The sequence below is a fragment of the Pseudomonas sp. P65(2024) genome, from assembly GCF_057480955.1.
In genome coordinates this window covers 19,036-35,546 of record NZ_JBLIYX010000024.1, presented here as the reverse complement: position 1 = coordinate 35,546, position 16,511 = coordinate 19,036, and the positions used below count along the sequence as shown (strand labels likewise).

The following is a 16,511-nucleotide window of genomic DNA, read 5'->3' as shown; positions in this document are numbered from 1 at the left end:
GTCATCCCTGTGGCCGGGCGCCGTTCAGGAACAGCTGCTCGACCGTCCGCGCGCTGTCGGCGCTCGCGGCGCGGCCACGGTGCTCGGCATCGACCATGCCGTAGACCAGGGTCATGAATGTTTCGGTGAACACCGCCGCGCTGATATCGATGCGCAGCAAGCCCAACTGCTGGGCGCGCAGGAAGAACGCGTCCATGGCCTGGATATAGGCCTGCCAGCGCAGGTCCTCGGCGTCGTTGAGCAAGGTGTCGGGGCGGTACTGGAACATCAGGAACATCAGCAACTCGCGGTGCTTGAGGTGTTCGGCGATCAGGTGACGAATACCGGCCAGCGGTTCGATGCGTTCCAGGTCGGCTTCGAGGATGACCTGGTTGAGCACCTGCTCGCCATGGTCCTCGAGCAGCTTCACCAGGTTGTCGCGGGTGCCGCAGAAACGGTGCAGGGTCGCCTTGCTGACCCCGGCGGTTTCCGCCAGCTCCTTGAGGGTGGCGCGGGGGTGGACGACAATGGCCTGGGCCAGGGCTTTGAGCAGGCGCTCTTCCTGGAGGGTTCTACGCATGTGGGACCTCGAGTCCGGGTTCGGCGACGAAATATCCACAATTGTATCATATGAGACGAATAAATCTCATTGAGCGCATGATGACCGAGATTACGCGATCCCACAGGGATCGCGTATGGCCTGAGGCAATGGCCGGGCTCAAACCGTGTAATGCTTCAACTCACGCGCAATCAGCATGCGTTGGATCTCGCTGGAACCCTCGTAGATCTGGGTAATGCGCGCATCGCGATAGTACTTCTCCACCGGGTAGTCTTCCAGGTAGCCGTACCCGCCATGCACCTGGATCGCCATCGAGCAGACCCGCTCGGCCATCTCCGAGGCGAACAGCTTGGCCTGGGAGGCCTCCGACAGGCAAGGCTTGCCGGCGCTGCGCAGGCGCGCGGCATGCAGGATCAGCAGGCGAGCTGCGTTGACCTGCACCTGCATGTCGGCCAGCAGGTTGGCGATGCTCTGGTGCTCGTTGATCGGCTTGCCGAACTGGATGCGCTCGCGGGAGTAGGTCAGCGCCGCCTCGAACGCCGCGCGGGCAATGCCCAGGGCCTGGGCGGCGATGCCGATGCGCCCGCCTTCGAGGTTGGACAGGGCGATGGCCAGCCCCTTGCCGCGCTCGCCCAGCAGGTTGGCGGCCGGGATGCGGCAGTCGTCCAGGGTCACCGCGCAGGTGTCGGAGGCGCGGATGCCCATCTTGTGCTCGCTGCGGTCGACCTTGAAGCCTGGGTTGTCAGTGGGTACCAGGAAGGCCGAAAGGCCTTTCTTGCCCAGTTCCGGGTCGGTCACGGCAAAGACGATGGCCAGTTTGGCGCGGCGGGCGTTGCTGACGAACTGCTTGGCGCCGTTGATCACCCACTGGCCATCGACCAGTTCGGCGCGGGTGCGCAGGTTGTGGGCCTCGGAGCCGGCCTGCGGCTCGGTCAGGCAGAAGCAGCCGATCGCCTCGCCGCTGGCCAGTTGCGGCAGCCAGGCCTGCTGCTGCTCGGGCGTGCCGTAGGCCAGCAGCGGGCCGCAGCCCACCGAGTTGTGGATGCTCATCATCGCCCCGGTGGCGCCATCGGCGGCGGAGATTTCCTCCACCGCCAGGGCGTAGGCCACGTAGTCGGTGTAGCTGCCGCCGAACTGCTCCGGGGCGACCATGCCGAGCAGGCCCAGTTCGCCCATCTTGCGCACCACGTCATCGTCGATCCAGCCGGCCTTTTCCCAGGCCTGGGCATGGGGCGCGATCTCGCCGCGGGCGAAATCGCGGGCCATGTCGCGGATCATGATCTGCTCTTCGCTCAGTTCCAGGTCTTGCATCTGTGTACTCCCGGGCTCACAGGCCTTCGAAGAATTGGTCGACCCGCTGGGTGGTGAGGCCGGCCAGGGTCGGCGGATTCCAGCGGGGTTGCTTGTCCTTGTCGACGATCAGGGCGCGCACGCCTTCGATGATGTCGCCATGGGCGAACCACTGGCGGTCGATGTGCAGTTCCATGGCGAAGCAGTCTTCCAGGGCCAGGTGGCGGCCGCGACGCAGCAGTTCCAGAGTCACGGCCATGGCCAACGGCGAGCGCGTTTCCAGCAGGTCGGCGGTGTCCAGCGCCCACTGGCGACTGTCGCCGATGGTCACGGCGCGCAACTGCTCGATGATGCTCGGCAGGTCGGGCAGGGCGAAGAAGTGGTCGATCACCGGGCGCAGTTGCGCCAGTGGCGCGTCCGCCAAGGTCTGGGTGCCCAACCCGGCGAGCAAGCCTTGCAGGTCCTTGAGCGGGTTGGCGCCGAACGCCAGGCGGTCGAGCCTGTCATCGAGGGCCGCGAGCTTCTCACTGTCGACATACCAGTCGGCCAGGCCGCAGTACAAGGCATCGGCCGCCTTGATCTGGCTGCCGCTGACGCCCAGGTAGATGCCCAGCTCGCCCGGTACCCGGGGCAGGAAGTAGCTGCCGCCGACATCCGGGAAGTAGCCGATGCCCACCTCGGGCATGCCCAGGCGGCTGCGCTCGGTGACGATGCGCAGGTCGCAACCCTGGGCCAGGCCCATCCCGCCGCCGAGGGTGAAACCGTCCATCAGCACCAGCACCGGCTTGCGGTAGCGGTGGATGCACAGATCCAGGGCGTATTCCTCGACGAAGAAGTCCTCGTGGAGTTTCTCGCCGGCCTTGTAGCTGTCGTGCAGCGAGCGGATATCGCCACCGGCGCAGAAGCCCTTGGGCCCCTCGCCACGCAGCATCACGGCGTGCACCTGCGGATCCTGGGCCCACTGGTCGAGGTGGCGCTGCAGGCTGCGCACCATGTCCAGGGTCAGGGCGTTGAGGCCGGCGGGGCGGTTGAGGGTGAGGTGGCCAATGTGGTTGCGGACCTCGGCCAGTACTTGATCCGTTGCCGAGGGTTGAGCGTGCGCGGTCATCGCGGTCTCCCTGCTTTGTTATTGATTTTCCAAGTGAAGTCCTGGAATGCGCGGGCGGATCGAACGATCCTGTCATGCAAAATTACCTCGCACAATTGGCAAATCTGCAGGGCTGCCCTGCATTTTTGTCATCACGCGCATTCCCGGCCCGACGCAGTACTGTAGCAATAGCGCGCAATCTGTAGGAGCGGTCTTGCCGAGGCGTCGGACCGGTCGGAAAGGGCCGCAAAGCGGCCCCGGCGATAGGTGCATCAACGCTGAAAACCTGGGGGCGCTGCGCGCCCCTTTCGCGACACAAGGCCGCTCCTAAAAGGATCGTGCGGCAATTAAGACTCGTCCCTCATCTTCCTCACCCCGAAGGGTGATAGCCGCCCGTCCCCCCCCATGAAACAATCCCGCCCAGCACTCACCCTGGCGGGGACAACAACAATGAGCAACGCCCAGCTGAATTCGCCCGACTGGTACGCACAGATGGCCCGCGTGGTCGACGCCATCGGCACGCCCGTTTTCGTCGAGGCATTGTTCGCCGCCCTCAACCAACTGGCGACGTGCCAGGCCATCACGGTGTTCCTGTACCCACGCAAAGGCCTGCCCTCGGCACTGTTCGCCAAGGACGACGAGGGACCCTGGCTGCCGGAGGGCAACGTGCAGAAGTACCTCGAAGGCTACTACCTGTTGTGCCCGTTCTACCGCGCCTGCATGGACGGCATGCCCGCCGGCTGCTATCGCCTCAGCGATGTCGCCCCCGATCATTTCAAGCGCAGCGAGTACTACACCTCGTTCTACCAGCATGCCCACCTGGAGGACGAACTCAACTACCTGGTGCCGCTGGACGCCCAGCTGTCCATCGCCGTGGCCCTGGGCAGCACCCGGCGCCTGGGCAGCCGCCAGGTGGCCGAGCTCAAGTGCGTCGCTGCCTGGGTGGTGGCGGTGGTGCGCCGACACTGGGGGCAGCTGGATGCCGAGGCCCTGGGCGGACGCTTCGAAAGCGTGCTTGGGCGGCAGATCAACGCCGCGCTGAACAATTTCGGCTCCTCCCTGCTCACCGAGCGTGAATGCCATATCGCCCAGTACCTGCTGCGCGGCCATTCCACGCGCTCGCTGGCCGAACGCCTGGGGATCAGCGAGGACACCGTCAAGACCCACCGCAAGAACCTCTACGCCAAGCTCGACATCGCCACCCAGGCCGAGCTGTTCTCGCTGTTCATCGCTTCGCTGGCCCAGGCCCAGGAAGGCTTGAGCAAGGACCCGCTGGAAAGCTACCTGCGACGGCGCTGAACCACCGTTTCACTTCATCCAGACAACGACAATCACCGGCCCCGCGTGTGGCCGGAGGGGAGACCTGCGTGCATACGAAAAGCGATTGGCAGCAGCGCGCTGCACGGCAAAGCTTCATCACCACCGCGTTGATCGACGGCCGCCCGGTGGCGGCCCGCGACGGCGTCACCTTCGCCGCCGTCAATCCGGCGACCGGGCGTTGCCTGGCCCAGGTCGCCGCCTGCGCCGACGACGAGATCGACCAAGCGGTGCGTGCCGCCCGCCGAGCCTTCGAGCACGGCCCCTGGGCACGCATGGCACCGGCCGAGCGCAAGCGCGTGCTGCTGCGCCTGGCCGAGCTGATGCTGGCCCACCGTGAGGAGCTGGCGCTGCTCGATTCGCTGAACATGGGCAAGCCGGTGATGGACGCCTACAACATCGACGTCCCCGGCGCCGCCCACGTTTTCGCCTGGTACGGCGAGGCGCTGGACAAGCTCTACGACCAGGTTGCGCCGACCGCGGCCAGCGCCGTGGCAATGATCAGCCGCGAGGCGCTGGGCGTTATCGGCGCGGTGGTGCCGTGGAACTTCCCGCTGGACATGGCCGCCTGGAAGGTTGCCCCGGCGTTGGCCGCAGGCAACAGCGTGGTGCTCAAGCCCGCCGAGCAGTCGCCGTTCTCGGCCCTGCGCCTGGCGGAGCTTGCATTGCAGGCCGGGCTGCCGGAGGGCGTGCTCAACGTGGTGCCGGGCCTGGGCGAGACCGCGGGCCGCGCCCTGGGCCTGCACCCGGACGTGGACTGCCTGGTGTTCACCGGCTCCACCCAGGTGGGCAAGTACTTCATGCAGTACTCGGCGCAGTCCAACCTCAAGCAGGTGTGGCTCGAATGCGGCGGCAAGAGCCCGAACCTGGTGTTCGACGACTGCCGCGACCTCGATCTGGCGGCGCAGAAGGCGGCGTTCGGCATCTTCTTCAACCAGGGCGAGGTGTGCTCGGCCAACTCGCGGCTGTATGTGCAGCGCTCGATCCATGACGAGTTCGTCGAGCGCCTGCTGCGCCAGGCCCGTGAATGGTTGCCGGGCGACCCGCTGGACCCGGCCAGCCGCGCCGGCGCCATCGTCGATGCCGGGCAGACCGCGCGCATCGAAGCGGCCATCGCCCAGGGCCGGGCCGAGGGCGCGCGCCTGCTGTGCGGCGGCGAGCGGCTGAGCGTGAACGGCTCGCAGAATTTCATCACGCCGACGATCTTCACCGACGTGCGCCAGGACATGGCCCTGGCCCGCGAGGAGATCTTCGGCCCGGTGCTGGCGGTCAGTGCTTTCGACAACGAGGAGCAGGCCATCGCCCTGGCCAACGACAGCGTCTACGGCCTGGCCGCATCGGTCTGGAGCGACGACCTCAACCGCGCCCACCGCGTGGCCCGGCGGCTGAAGGCCGGCACGGTGTCGGTCAACACCGTCGATGCCCTGGACGTGACCGTTCCCTTCGGCGGCGGGCGCCAGTCCGGCTTTGGCCGCGACCTCTCGCTGCATTCGTTCGACAAGTACACCCAGCTCAAGACCACCTGGATCCAGCTGCGCTGACATTCACCCGAGGAGCACGACAATGAACGCACCTTTCTCGCCCAAACGCGACACCCGCGACTACCAGGCCAGCGACGCCGCCCACCACATCCACGCCTTCCTCGACCAGAAGGCGCTCAACGCCGAGGGCCCACGGGTCATCACCCGCGGTGAAGGCCTGTACCTGTGGGACAACGACGGCCGCCGCTACCTGGACGGTATGTCCGGCCTGTGGTGCACCCAGCTCGGCTACGGTCGCAAGGACCTGACCGCCGCCGCCGCCGCGCAGATGGACCAGCTGGCGTACTACAACATGTTCTTTCACACCACCCACCCGGCGGTGATCGAACTGTCCGAGCTGTTGTTCAGCCTGTTGCCGGGTCACTACAGCCACGCCATCTATACCAACTCCGGCTCCGAGGCCAACGAGGTGCTGATCCGCACCGTGCGCCGCTACTGGCAGGTGGTCGGCCAGCCGAGCAAGAAGATCATGATCGGCCGCTGGAATGGCTACCACGGCTCGACCCTGGCGGCCACGGCGTTGGGCGGGATGAAGTTCATGCATGAAATGGGCGGGCTGATCCCGGACGTTGCGCATATCGACGAGCCTTACTGGTTCGCCGCGGGTGGCGAGCTGACCCCGGCCGAGTTTGGCCGCCGCTGCGCCCTGCAGTTGGAGGAGAAGATCCTCGAACTGGGCGCCGAGAACGTCGCCGGTTTCATCGCCGAGCCGTTCCAGGGCGCCGGCGGCATGATCTTCCCGCCCGAGAGCTATTGGCCGGAGATTCAGCGCATCTGCCGCCAGTACGATGTGCTGCTGTGCGCCGACGAGGTGATCGGCGGTTTCGGTCGTACCGGCGAGTGGTTCGCCCACCAGCACTTCGGTTTCGAGCCCGACACCCTGTCCATCGCCAAGGGCCTGACCAGCGGCTACGTGCCCATGGGCGGCCTGGTGCTGAGCAAGCGCATCGCCGAGGCGTTGGTGGAGCGGGGCGGGGTGTTCGCCCACGGCCTGACCTATTCCGGCCACCCGGTGGCGGCGGCGGTGGCGGTGGCCAACCTCAAGGCCTTGCGCGATGAAGGCATCGTGCGTCAGGTCAAGGACGACACCGGGCCGTACCTGCAGCGCATCCTGCGTGAGGTGTTCGCCGATCACCCGCTGATCGGCGAGGTGCAGGGCGCCGGACTGGTGGCGGCGCTGCAGTTCGTCGAGGACAAGGCCACGCGCAAGCGCTTCGCCAACGAGAACGACCTGGCCTGGCAGTGCCGCACCTTCGGTTTTGAGGAAGGAGTGATCATCCGTTCGACCCTGGGGCGGATGATCATGGCGCCGGCGCTGGTGGCCAGCCGAAGCGAGCTGGACGAGCTGGTGGACAAGACCCGGATCGCGGTGGATCGCGTGGCGGGGATGGTCGCCAGACGCTGAGTCTGGCTTGGGAGACTGGGGGCGCAATGCGCCCCCAGGGTCGTCACGGGTCCTGCGGATCATGTCCCAGTGACTGCAGGAACAGCGAAAACAACTCCGGCTGCGACGAGATGTCCAGCTTGGCGTACAGGTGCCGGCGATGGACCTTGATGGTCTCCGGCGAAATGGCCAGCCGCTCGGCCATGGCCTTGGATGAATACCCGCGCAGGATCAGTCGGGCGATTTCCAGCTCGCGCTCCGACAACACTTTCGCTCCAAACAGGCTCATGGCGTCGCGTACTTGGTGGGCCATGCCCGTCGCTGGCGCCGGGCGCAGGCTCAGCTGCAGCCAGTGCTGGGCCATCAGCGCGACTACCCACGGGCACACCACCGCCAGCAACCCATGACTGGCGCTGTCAAACCGCTCGCGGCGGCCCAGCGACAACGACAGGGCGCCACTTTCACCCAACTGCACGATGAACTGCACTTCGTCTTCCAGCACATGGTCGTGGAAGTACTTGAGGTAGTACTCGCTCTGGCGGAACTGGTCCGGCGCCACTTCCTCCAGGCGATGCAGACCATCGCCGATGCGCTCCTGGCAGGCCTGGTAGAACGGGTCGAGCTGGTACAGCCCGCTCAGGTACAAGGCCATGGCCTCGGGATTGCCTTCGCCCCGGGCATCGAAGATCTCCAGCGCGCGGGGCAGGCCGGCGCGCGGGTAGACCATCGCCAGCGCGTTGTCGAACGCCAGCCATTGCTGCAGCAACAGGATCAGCTGGCGCCAGAAGCGCGGCTGGCCGATCTGCTCGACGGTGCGGGCCAGGCCTGCGTGGGTACTGGCTTCGGTGAACAGGTTATGCATGCGGCGGCGCCATGAGAGTGAAGGAAGCGGGCTCGCCCGCGACAAGGCTCCCGCAGTGTTCAGAGCTTTTCACCTCGGCGTCAAGGGGCGTACCCCCTAAGGGTAATTGGCCCGGGCGTTCGCTCGGCCTACAGTCCAGCCCAGGTCCAGCGGCCGCGTGACCGGTTTTCCCCTCACAACCAATAACAACCAGAGGAAAAACGCCATGAGCTCCAGCGCAGCGCCCACGGGCGCGCTCCAGCAACGGCTGGGGGTGTTCGACGTGGTCGCCATCACCGTGTCGGCGGTGACCCCGGCCAGTTCCGTGTTCGTCATCGCCCCGTTCGCCATCCAGCAGGCCGGCAGCGGCGCCTTTCTTTCCTTCATCATGGCTGCGGCCCTGGCGCTGATGTTCGCCTGGTGCTACGCCGAACTGGGGCGTGCCCACAGCTCCGCCGGCGGTGAGTACGTGTACGCCAAGCGGGTGTTCGGTGGGCTGGCCGGCTACGCCACCTTCCTCACCGTGCTGGCCTCGATGCTGTTCATCCCGCCGGTGCTCGCCGCCGGTGCCGCCACCTACCTGAACAACGCCTTGGGTACCACGTTCGACACCCAGGCAGTGGCCCTGGTGATCGTGGTGTCGAGCTATGCGCTGGGCATCCTCAATATTCGCCTGAACGCCTGGATCACCGGGCTTTTCCTGTTCTGCGAGGTCGCCGCGTTGCTGGTGATCGTGACACTGGGTTTCGGCAACGCCAGCCAGCCAGTGGCGAGCTTGCTGCAACCGCAGATGCTCGAGCAGGGCAGCCTGGTCGTCGCACCCTGGGCGCTGGTGCTGGGGGCGGTGGGCATGGCCCTGTTTGCCTTCAACGGCTACGGTGGCGCGGTGTTGCTCGCCGAGGACATGAAGGACCGTGGCCGTACCGTGCACCGCGCAGTGCTGTGGTCGCTGGCGGTGGTGGTGGCGATCGAGGTGATTCCACTGGCGGCGCTGCTGATCGGCGCGCCGTCGCTGCAGGCGATGCTGGCCAGCGGTGATCCGATCGGCTACCTGCTGACCGCCCATGGCAACGAGACCCTGGCGCGACTGGTCAGCGCCGGTATCTTCCTCTCGGTGTTCAACGCCATCGTCGCCATCGTCATCCAGGTCGGCCGGGTGGTCTACAGCAGCGGCCGCGATGCGATCTGGACGCCAACCCTCAATCGCGCCTTCACGCTGATCCATCCGCGCTGGGAGTCGCCGTGGCTGGCGACCCTGTTCCTGGCCGTCCCTTCGGCATTGCTGAGCCTGTCCGGCAGCCTGGAGCAACTGACTTCGTTCACCGTGCTGCTGTTGCTGTTGATTTACCTGGTGGTGGCGGCCTGCGCGCTGTGCAGCCGGGTACTGCGGCGCGACCGTGAGCACCCGTATCGCATGCCGCTGTGGCCGTTGCCGGCCCTGCTGGCGGTCAGCGGCGCCGGCTGGCTGCTGGTGACCTTGCTGCGCGAGGCGTCGCTGCGCGACCTGTCGATCATTCTCGGGCTGCTGGCCGTGTCGATGGTGCTGTACAGCACCCACGGCCGCCTCAGCCCGACTTTCCAGAAATTGTGAGCATCCAAGGAGTACACATGCGTGCGCGTCAACTGGGCATCACCCTCGGCCACGGCACCCCGGGCCCGTTCAATGCCATCACCGACGTACCGGGAGTGCGGGTCGGCCACAGCACCCTGGTCGACGAACAACGCCCGGTGCCGATCCGCACCGGGGTGACCCTGATCGAGCCACGCGCGGGTGCGGCCCGCCAGCAACCGTGCTTTGCCGGTTGCCATGTGCTCAACGGCAACGGCGACGCCACGGGGCTGGAGTGGATCCGCGAGGCCGGGCTGCTGACCACGCCGATTGCCATCACCAACACCCACAGCGTCGGCGTCGTGCGCGACGCGCTGATCGCCGCCGAGCGTGAGCGCCTGCCCGACGACGCGGTGTACTGGTGCATGCCAGTGGTGATGGAAACCTATGATGGCCTGCTCAATGACATCTGGGGGCAGCACGTGACGCCGGCGCAGGTGCGCGAGGCGCAGCAGGCCGCGGAGTCCGGCCCGGTGCAGGAAGGCCCGGTGGGTGGTGGTACGGGAATGATCTGTCATGAGTTCAAGGGCGGTATCGGCACGGCCTCGCGGCGCCTGGCAGATGACCAGGGGGGCTGGACCGTCGGCGTCCTGGTTCAGGCCAACCATGGCCAGCGGCGCGAGCTGCGGGTCGACGGCTATCCGGTGGGGCGTCAGCTGGGTCACCTGCCGTCGCCCTTCGCCGAGGCCGAGGCGGGCACCCCGGGGATGGGTTCGATCGTGGTGGTGATCGCCACCGACGCGCCCTTGCTGCCGCACCAGTGCCAGCGCCTGGCGCAGCGGGCGTCGATCGGTATCGCCCGTACCGGCGGCGGTACCGAGGACTCCAGCGGCGATATCTTCCTGGCGTTTTCCACCGGCAACCAGGACCTGCCCGCAGCGGACTATGCGCGCAAAGGGCTGGCGCAGTGCACGGCGGTGCGCATGCTCAACAACGACCATATCTCGGCGCTGTTCATGGCGGCGGCGGAGGCGGTGGAGGAGGCGATCGTCAACGCTTTGCTGGCGGGGCGGACGATGCAGGGCAAGGGCGGGCTGGTGGTGCCGGCGCTGGAGGGGGACACGCTGTTGACGGCGTTGCACGAGGCGGGGTGGAAGCCTCGCAACTAGCGTTATGACCATCGCGGGGCAAGCCCGCTCCCACAGATCCTGTGCCGGCTGGCTACAGGCGTGGGAGCGGGCTTGCCCCGCGATGAGGTTGTCTGCTGTCTAGCGGGCTCCAGCCAACACGGCACTACCACCTCGCGAAACCCGCAACGCCACCAGGCTGCCGACCACGATCAACCCCGCCAGCGCATACAGCGCCGCGTCGGTCGAACCGGTCTGGTCCTTGATGAAGCCCACCAGGTAAGGGCTGAGGAAACCCGCCATTTGCCCCACCGAGTTGATGATCGCCAGGCCCGCCACCGCGGTGCCTGCAGTCAGCAGTGCAGTCGGCATCGGCCAGAACATCGGCAGACCGGTCAGCGCGCCCATGGTGGCGATGGAAAGGCCGAGGATGGCGATGCTCGGGCTGCCGGCGAAGTTCACCGCGATCAGCAGGCCCAGGGCGCCCATCAGCATCGGCACCACAAGGTGCCAGCGGCGTTCGTTGCGCAGGTCCGCCGATCGTCCGACCAGGATCATGAACACCCCGGCCAGCAGGTAGGGAATGGCGCTCAGCCAGCCAATCAGCAGCGGGCTGTCAAAGCCCATGTTCTTGATGATCGACGGCAGCCAGAAGTTGATGGCGTAGACACCGCTCTGGATGCAGAAGTAGACGAAGCCGAAGGTCCAGATCAGCGGGTTGCTCAGCACCGACAGCACGCTGTCGCCGCGGGTGGCCGGCTTGCTGGCGGCGTCGGCCTTCAGGTCCGCCTCGATCAGCTGGCGCTCGGCCGGGCTCAGCCAGCGGGCGCTCTGGTAACCGTCACTGAGCAGTACGATCGCCAGCGCGCCGAGTACCACGGTGGGCAGCCCCTGAATCAGGAACATCCACTGCCAGCCGGCCAGGCCATGCTGGCCGGCGGCGAAGTGGTCGAGGATCCAGCCGGAGAACGGTCCGCCGAGCAGGCCGGACACCGGGATCGCCGACATGAACAGCGCCATGATGCGGCCGCGGCGGTCGGCCGGGAACCAGCGCGAGAGATACAGCACCACGCCGGGGAAGAAGCCCGCCTCGGCGGCGCCGGTGAGCAGACGCAGGGCATAGAACTCGGTGGGGGTGGTGACGAACAGCAGGCAGGTGGACAGGCTGCCCCAGGCGATCATCATCAGCGCGATCCAGCGCCGCGGGCCGAAGCGGTTGAGCGCCAGGTTGCTGGGCAGGCCGCAGAGCACGTAGCCGATGAAGAAGATGCCGGCGCCGAGGCCGTACACGGTTTCGCTGAACTTCAGCGCGTCGAGCATCTGCAACTTGGCGAAGCCGACGTTGACGCGGTCCAGGTAGTTGAACAGGTAGCAGATGAAGATGAACGGGATCAGCCGCAGGGTAATGCGCCGGTACAGCGCGTTGCGGGTGCTCTCGATGCCTTGGTCAGGGGCGGGGCTGTGTGCCATGATCGGGTTCTCTGTTGTTATGGTTGTCACCGCGTCGCCTGTGCCGGCGCTCGCCTTGAGCAGTCTCGGGGAGTGTAGCGCGGCTGTCTTTGTGCTTTTGCACAGCCTCAGGTGCAGGCTGCTGTGCCGCCGACCAAAGTCGAAGGACCCTTGCAATGTTCGAGCTGGACCACGACCTGGCCCAGGACATCGTCAATCGGGCGATGGCCATCCTGCCGTGCAACGTCAACGTGATGGACAGCCAGGGCCTGATTCTCGGCAGTGGCGAGCCCGAGCGCATCAATACCCGCCACGAAGGCGCGCAACTGGTGCTGGCCAACGGTCGTATCGTTGAACTGGATACGGACGCGGCCAAGTGCCTCAAAGGCGTGCAGCCCGGTGTCAACCTGCCGCTGATGCTCGATGGCCGGCTGATCGGCGTGCTGGGACTGACCGGTGATCCGCAGCAACTGCGCACCTACGGCGAGCTGGTGCGCATGACCGCCGAGATGTTGCTGGCCCAGCGTCACCTGCAGGTGGAGCAGCAATGGCGTCGCCAGCGCTGCGACGACCTGCTGGCGCTGTTGCTGGGTGGCAGCGGTGATTCACCTCGCCTGGTCGACGAGGCCCAGCAACTGGGGCTCAAGCCCAACCTGCCACGAATTCCCTGTCTGTTCGAACTGCGCGCCGGGCCGCCGGCCGAAGCGCTGTCGGCCTGGCTGATGAACCGTTACCCGGACAGCTGGTGTGTCAGTCCCGCGCGCCAGTCGTTGCTGTGGTGCCGTCCGGCGGGCGTGGTGCTGGACGAGCCGCGCCTGTTCGAGCGCCTGCAGCGCCATGGCTGGGACGTGGAACGCCTGGCGCTGGGCAGTCCGGCGCAGAGCCTTGAGCAGTTGCGCCGTGGCTATCGACGGGTGCGCGACCTGCTGGCCTATGGCCGAGAAGTGCTGCCTGACGAACGCCTGCTGAGCCTGGCCCGCTATCGCCTGCCGGCGTTGCTCTGGCGGCATCGCAACGACGATGCGCTGGATGAACTGCTCGAACCGTTGCAACGCATCCGCGCCAAGGATGCCAGCGGCCAGTTGCTGCTCACCTTGCGCGCCTGGTGCGCCCATGATGGTCAGAGCCAAGCCTGTGCCGAGGCGCTGGGGATCCATCGCAACAGCCTGCGTTATCGACTGGAGCGGATTGCCGAGTTGGGGGAGGTGGATCCGTTGCGGATGGAGGGGATGTTGAGTCTGTATCTGGGACTGCAGCTGTTGCCGGCAAAGGGGTTGTAGCGTCGCGAACAGGCATCCGCCCAAACAACGCCCTTGTGTTTTGTGCATCCGACCGAGGCCGCTCTGGCGCACACCTGTCAGCATGCACGGCAACAGGACAGGAGAATCCCCATGAAGATCGTCATCGCCCCCGACTCGTTCAAGGACAGCCTCGACGCCGCCGGCGTCGCCCACGCCATCGCCGCTGGCCTGGCAGAGGTCTGGCCGGCGTCCGAGCGCATCGAATGCCCGATGGCCGATGGCGGCGAAGGCACCATGGAGGCGATTGTCGCCGCCAGCCAGGGCGAGTTGCGCCGCCAGGTGGTGCGCGGCCCGTTGGGCGAGCCGGTCGAGGCGGGCTGGGGCTGGCTGGCCGCGAGCCGCACGGCGGTGATCGAGATGGCCCAGGCCAGTGGCATCCAGCTGGTGCCCAACGGCCAGCGCGACGCCTGCCGCAGCAGCACCTGGGGCACCGGTGAGCTGGTGGCCGCGGCGCTGGCGGCCGGTGCCTCGCGCATCGTCCTGGCCATCGGCGGCAGCGCCACCAACGATGGCGGCAGCGGCATGCTGCGCGCGCTGGGCCTGCGACTGCTGGATGCACAGGGCGCGCCCTTGGCCGAGGGCGGACTGGCCCTGGCGCAACTGGCGCGAATCGATGCCAGCGATCTGGATCCGCGCCTGGCGCAGGTGCGGGTGGACGTCGCCGCCGATGTCGACAACCCGCTGTGCGGCGCCAACGGCGCTTCGGCGATCTTCGGCCCGCAGAAGGGTGCCAGTCCCGAGCAGGTGCAGGCCCTGGACCTGGCCCTGGCGCATTTCGCCGATCATTGCGCGGCGCTGCTGGGCAAGGATGTGCGTGACCAGCCGGGCAGCGGCGCGGCCGGGGGCATGGGGTTCGCCGCCAAGGCGTTCATGGGCGCGCGGTTCCGCCCGGGCGTCGAGGTCGTTGCCGAGCTGGCCGGCCTGGATGAGCTGGTGCAGGGCGCGGACCTGGTGATCACCGGCGAAGGCCGTTTCGATGCCCAGACCCTGCGCGGCAAGACGCCGCTCGGCGTGGCGCGGGTGGCCAAGCGCCACGGCGTGCCGGTGGTGGTGCTGGCGGGGACCCTGGGGGCCGGCTACGAGCAGTTGTACGCACAGGGCATCGATGCCGCCTTTGCCTTGGCCAGTGGGCCGATGAGCCTGGAACAGGCCTGCGCCGAGGCAAAGACGTTATTGAAGGCGCGGGCCGGGGATGTGGCGCGGTTGTGGCAGGTGGCGCGCCAGCGCTGATTCTCAAGTCCTGCGGTAACCCTGAACAACGTCATGGCTGCTGTGCCTGCTGCCCCATTTTCTCCAACCCCCGCATAGTCCGCGTGCGTCACCGGCACCAAGCCGGTGACAACCCTCAGGCCTCGGCATACATCCACCGCATCAGCGAATGCCGGCCACTGATTCCCAACTTGATTGCGGCGCGGCGCAGGTAACTCTCCACTGTATTGACCTTCAGCAGCAAGTGCTGCGCCTGCTGTGGCGCCGTACGCCCGGCTAGCAGCCCTTTGCATACCTGCATCTCGCGTTCCGAGAGGCTGATTCCGGTTTGACGCAGTCGTTCAAGGAACCGTTGACCCAGGCTGTCCAGATCCGCCAGCCCGACGGTGGCGGGCTGCAACGCATTGATGTGCTTCTCGAGCATAGGCAGCAACAAGGGCGAAATATCTTCCAACCGGCTGCGTTCGATGGCAGAAAAACCATTGCGCGTGCCCGCCCGCAGCACGGTGATTTCGTAGCGGTAGCCATCCTTGCGTCGGGTCAGGTGCAAGCGCGACGAATCGTCGAAGCCCTCACCGGGATCGCCGGCACTGAACACCGTCTCGTTGATCAGTGTCGTGTCAGGCTGGCTGGCGCACGCCGGGTCGATTCGCAGTTGACGGATATGCGTCGCGTCAATGGTCAGGTGGGTCTGGATCAGGTCGTGCAGGTGCCTGGGAAAGTGGCGGCTACCGGTACTGGATATGGCTTTGCCGATCTGCGGAAACAGCAGGTGCGAATTCATCGTGTCATCCATGATATGCGGTGGAACGGGGGGCCGCGCGCGCCAGTGACCAGCATCCTTGACTGCCGGCGGGGCCATTGGAGCTGCTTGCTATGCTAGTACAACGATTGAGTGACGATTAAATGAAGTGGCAATAATGGCATAACAATATCATTGTCGGTGCCAGTCATCCGCCGCACCGCGCAGTCGGGTATCATGCGGGTCCTTTCAATCACGAGGCCCGCTCCATGTTCCTGAGCCCCGAACAGACCGACGAATTCCGCTCTTTCGCCGAGCAGCTGGCCGATGCCGCCGCGGAGGCGATCAAGCCTTACTTTCGCGCCAGCCTGGACGTCGAGGACAAGGGGGGGCGCCTTTACGATCCGGTGACCGTCGCCGACAAGGCCGCCGAAGAAGCGATGCGCCGATTGATCCAGTCTCGTTATCCGGACCATGGCATCCTGGGTGAGGAGCAGGGCACGGCAATGGGCAGCAGCCCGTTGACCTGGGTGCTTGACCCGATCGATGGTACCCGCGCCTTCATTACCGGTCTGCCATTGTGGGGCACCCTGATCGCCCTCAATGATGGCGCGCGCCCTGTGGTCGGCGTGATGAACCAGCCGTTCACGGGCGAGCGCTTCGTCGGCACCCCCCAAGGTGCCTGGCGTGGGCAGACGCCGCTCAAGACCCGTGGCTGTGCTGACTTGAACTCGGCCACGCTGATGTGCACCACCCCCGACATGTTCGATACCCCGGCGCGCAAGGCGGCTTTCGAGGCCGTGGCCGGCAAGGCTCGCCTCATGCGCTACGGCGGTGATTGCTACGCCTATTGCATGTTGGCGTCGGGCTTTGTCGATGTGATTGTCGAGGCGAGCCTGCAGCCGTATGACGTGCAGGCCTTGATGCCGATCATCGAAGGCGCGGGCGGGGTGATCTCCGCCTGGGATGGCGGTTCGGCCCAGAACGGCGGTTGCGTGGTGGCTTGCGGCGATCCAGCACTGCATGCGCAGGTGGTGGAAATGCTGCGTCACGCCATGTGACCCTCGCCAGCGCGCAGGCCTTCGGACGGTTTGCGCGCGTTTCTGGTTACCTTGGTCGATCGTGCGGGAGAATCG

Annotated in this window: 14 protein-coding genes; 8 read left to right on the top strand and 6 right to left on the bottom strand. The window is 66.5% G+C overall.

What is annotated here, in order from left to right:
- Position 1: 1 nt before the first annotated feature.
- The 3 genes from AC25MA_RS23975 to AC25MA_RS23965 form a co-directional block, all read right to left on the bottom strand.
- Complete coding sequence (locus tag AC25MA_RS23975; RefSeq protein ID WP_213883699.1) at positions 2-559, bottom strand: TetR/AcrR family transcriptional regulator; 558 nt, start codon at positions 557-559, stop codon at positions 2-4.
- A 138-nt stretch (positions 560-697) separates the two neighbouring features.
- Complete coding sequence (locus AC25MA_RS23970; RefSeq protein ID WP_062363361.1) at positions 698-1,849, bottom strand: acyl-CoA dehydrogenase family protein; 1,152 nt, start codon at positions 1,847-1,849, stop codon at positions 698-700.
- A gap of 16 nt (positions 1,850-1,865) precedes the next feature.
- Positions 1,866-2,936, bottom strand: coding sequence for an enoyl-CoA hydratase/isomerase family protein (locus tag AC25MA_RS23965; RefSeq protein WP_088852609.1), 1,071 nt, complete (start codon positions 2,934-2,936; stop codon positions 1,866-1,868).
- 429 nt (positions 2,937-3,365) lie between these two features.
- Between AC25MA_RS23965 and AC25MA_RS23960 the strand changes: the two genes are divergently transcribed.
- The 3 genes from AC25MA_RS23960 to AC25MA_RS23950 all read left to right on the top strand — a co-directional run bounded on the left by AC25MA_RS23960 (position 3,366) and on the right by AC25MA_RS23950 (position 7,178).
- The gene (locus tag AC25MA_RS23960) at positions 3,366-4,214 is read left to right on the top strand and encodes a helix-turn-helix transcriptional regulator (RefSeq protein ID WP_028692082.1); all 849 of its coding nucleotides are present in this window, start codon (positions 3,366-3,368) and stop codon (positions 4,212-4,214) included.
- Positions 4,215-4,282: 68 nt separating this feature from the next.
- On the top strand, positions 4,283-5,773 hold the full coding sequence (locus AC25MA_RS23955; protein WP_486972457.1) for an aldehyde dehydrogenase: 1,491 nt from the start codon (positions 4,283-4,285) through the stop codon (positions 5,771-5,773).
- A 22-nt stretch (positions 5,774-5,795) separates the two neighbouring features.
- Entirely contained in the window at positions 5,796-7,178 is a 1,383-nt protein-coding gene (locus AC25MA_RS23950; RefSeq protein WP_062363373.1) for an aspartate aminotransferase family protein, read from the top strand.
- Positions 7,179-7,221: 43 nt separating this feature from the next.
- On the opposite strand, the gene AC25MA_RS23945 is transcribed toward AC25MA_RS23950, so the two are convergent.
- Positions 7,222-8,019, bottom strand: coding sequence for a helix-turn-helix transcriptional regulator (locus AC25MA_RS23945; RefSeq protein ID WP_069017021.1), 798 nt, complete (start codon positions 8,017-8,019; stop codon positions 7,222-7,224).
- Positions 8,020-8,224: 205 nt separating this feature from the next.
- On the opposite strand from AC25MA_RS23945, the gene AC25MA_RS23940 reads away from it, so the two are divergent.
- Entirely contained in the window at positions 8,225-9,589 is a 1,365-nt protein-coding gene (locus AC25MA_RS23940) for an APC family permease (protein WP_028692078.1), read from the top strand.
- Positions 9,590-9,606: 17 nt separating this feature from the next.
- Entirely contained in the window at positions 9,607-10,716 is a 1,110-nt protein-coding gene (locus AC25MA_RS23935) for a DmpA family aminopeptidase (RefSeq protein ID WP_088852610.1), read from the top strand.
- Between the two features lie 99 nt (positions 10,717-10,815).
- Here the strand turns inward: AC25MA_RS23935 and AC25MA_RS23930 are convergent, their stop codons facing one another.
- On the bottom strand, positions 10,816-12,144 hold the full coding sequence (locus AC25MA_RS23930) for an MFS transporter (RefSeq protein WP_069017020.1): 1,329 nt from the start codon (positions 12,142-12,144) through the stop codon (positions 10,816-10,818).
- 155 nt (positions 12,145-12,299) lie between these two features.
- Here AC25MA_RS23930 and AC25MA_RS23925 point away from each other — a divergent pair, with 155 nt between their 5' ends.
- Together AC25MA_RS23925 and AC25MA_RS23920 are read left to right on the top strand one after the other, a co-directional pair.
- Positions 12,300-13,403 carry a sugar diacid recognition domain-containing protein gene (locus AC25MA_RS23925; protein WP_028692075.1) on the top strand — a complete coding sequence of 368 codons (1,104 nt, stop codon included), beginning with the start codon at positions 12,300-12,302 and terminating at the stop codon, positions 13,401-13,403.
- Positions 13,404-13,514: 111 nt separating this feature from the next.
- A complete protein-coding gene (locus AC25MA_RS23920) occupies positions 13,515-14,654 on the top strand; it encodes a glycerate kinase (protein ID WP_186597470.1) in 1,140 nt (379 codons plus the stop codon).
- A 115-nt stretch (positions 14,655-14,769) separates the two neighbouring features.
- Here the strand turns inward: AC25MA_RS23920 and AC25MA_RS23915 are convergent, their stop codons facing one another.
- Positions 14,770-15,417, bottom strand: a complete 648-nt coding sequence (locus AC25MA_RS23915) for a helix-turn-helix transcriptional regulator (protein WP_062363381.1) — start codon at positions 15,415-15,417, stop codon at positions 14,770-14,772.
- Positions 15,418-15,644: 227 nt separating this feature from the next.
- Here AC25MA_RS23915 and hisN point away from each other — a divergent pair, with 227 nt between their 5' ends.
- On the top strand, positions 15,645-16,436 hold the full coding sequence (hisN, locus tag AC25MA_RS23910) for a histidinol-phosphatase (RefSeq protein ID WP_028692072.1): 792 nt from the start codon (positions 15,645-15,647) through the stop codon (positions 16,434-16,436).
- The last annotated feature ends 75 nt before the right edge of the window (positions 16,437-16,511 follow it).

Coding starts and splice junctions, on each gene's coding strand:
- AC25MA_RS23975 (WP_213883699.1), bottom strand. CDS start 559: ATGCGTAGAACCCTCCAGGAAGAGCGCCTGCTCAAAGCCCTGGCCCAG.
- AC25MA_RS23970 (WP_062363361.1), bottom strand. CDS start 1,849: ATGCAAGACCTGGAACTGAGCGAAGAGCAGATCATGATCCGCGACATG.
- AC25MA_RS23965 (WP_088852609.1), bottom strand. CDS start 2,936: ATGACCGCGCACGCTCAACCCTCGGCAACGGATCAAGTACTGGCCGAG.
- AC25MA_RS23960 (WP_028692082.1), top strand. CDS start 3,366: ATGAGCAACGCCCAGCTGAATTCGCCCGACTGGTACGCACAGATGGCC.
- AC25MA_RS23950 (WP_062363373.1), top strand. CDS start 5,796: ATGAACGCACCTTTCTCGCCCAAACGCGACACCCGCGACTACCAGGCC.
- AC25MA_RS23945 (WP_069017021.1), bottom strand. CDS start 8,019: ATGCATAACCTGTTCACCGAAGCCAGTACCCACGCAGGCCTGGCCCGC.
- AC25MA_RS23940 (WP_028692078.1), top strand. CDS start 8,225: ATGAGCTCCAGCGCAGCGCCCACGGGCGCGCTCCAGCAACGGCTGGGG.
- AC25MA_RS23935 (WP_088852610.1), top strand. CDS start 9,607: ATGCGTGCGCGTCAACTGGGCATCACCCTCGGCCACGGCACCCCGGGC.
- AC25MA_RS23930 (WP_069017020.1), bottom strand. CDS start 12,144: ATGGCACACAGCCCCGCCCCTGACCAAGGCATCGAGAGCACCCGCAAC.
- AC25MA_RS23925 (WP_028692075.1), top strand. CDS start 12,300: ATGTTCGAGCTGGACCACGACCTGGCCCAGGACATCGTCAATCGGGCG.
- AC25MA_RS23920 (WP_186597470.1), top strand. CDS start 13,515: ATGAAGATCGTCATCGCCCCCGACTCGTTCAAGGACAGCCTCGACGCC.
- AC25MA_RS23915 (WP_062363381.1), bottom strand. CDS start 15,417: ATGAATTCGCACCTGCTGTTTCCGCAGATCGGCAAAGCCATATCCAGT.
- hisN (WP_028692072.1), top strand. CDS start 15,645: ATGTTCCTGAGCCCCGAACAGACCGACGAATTCCGCTCTTTCGCCGAG.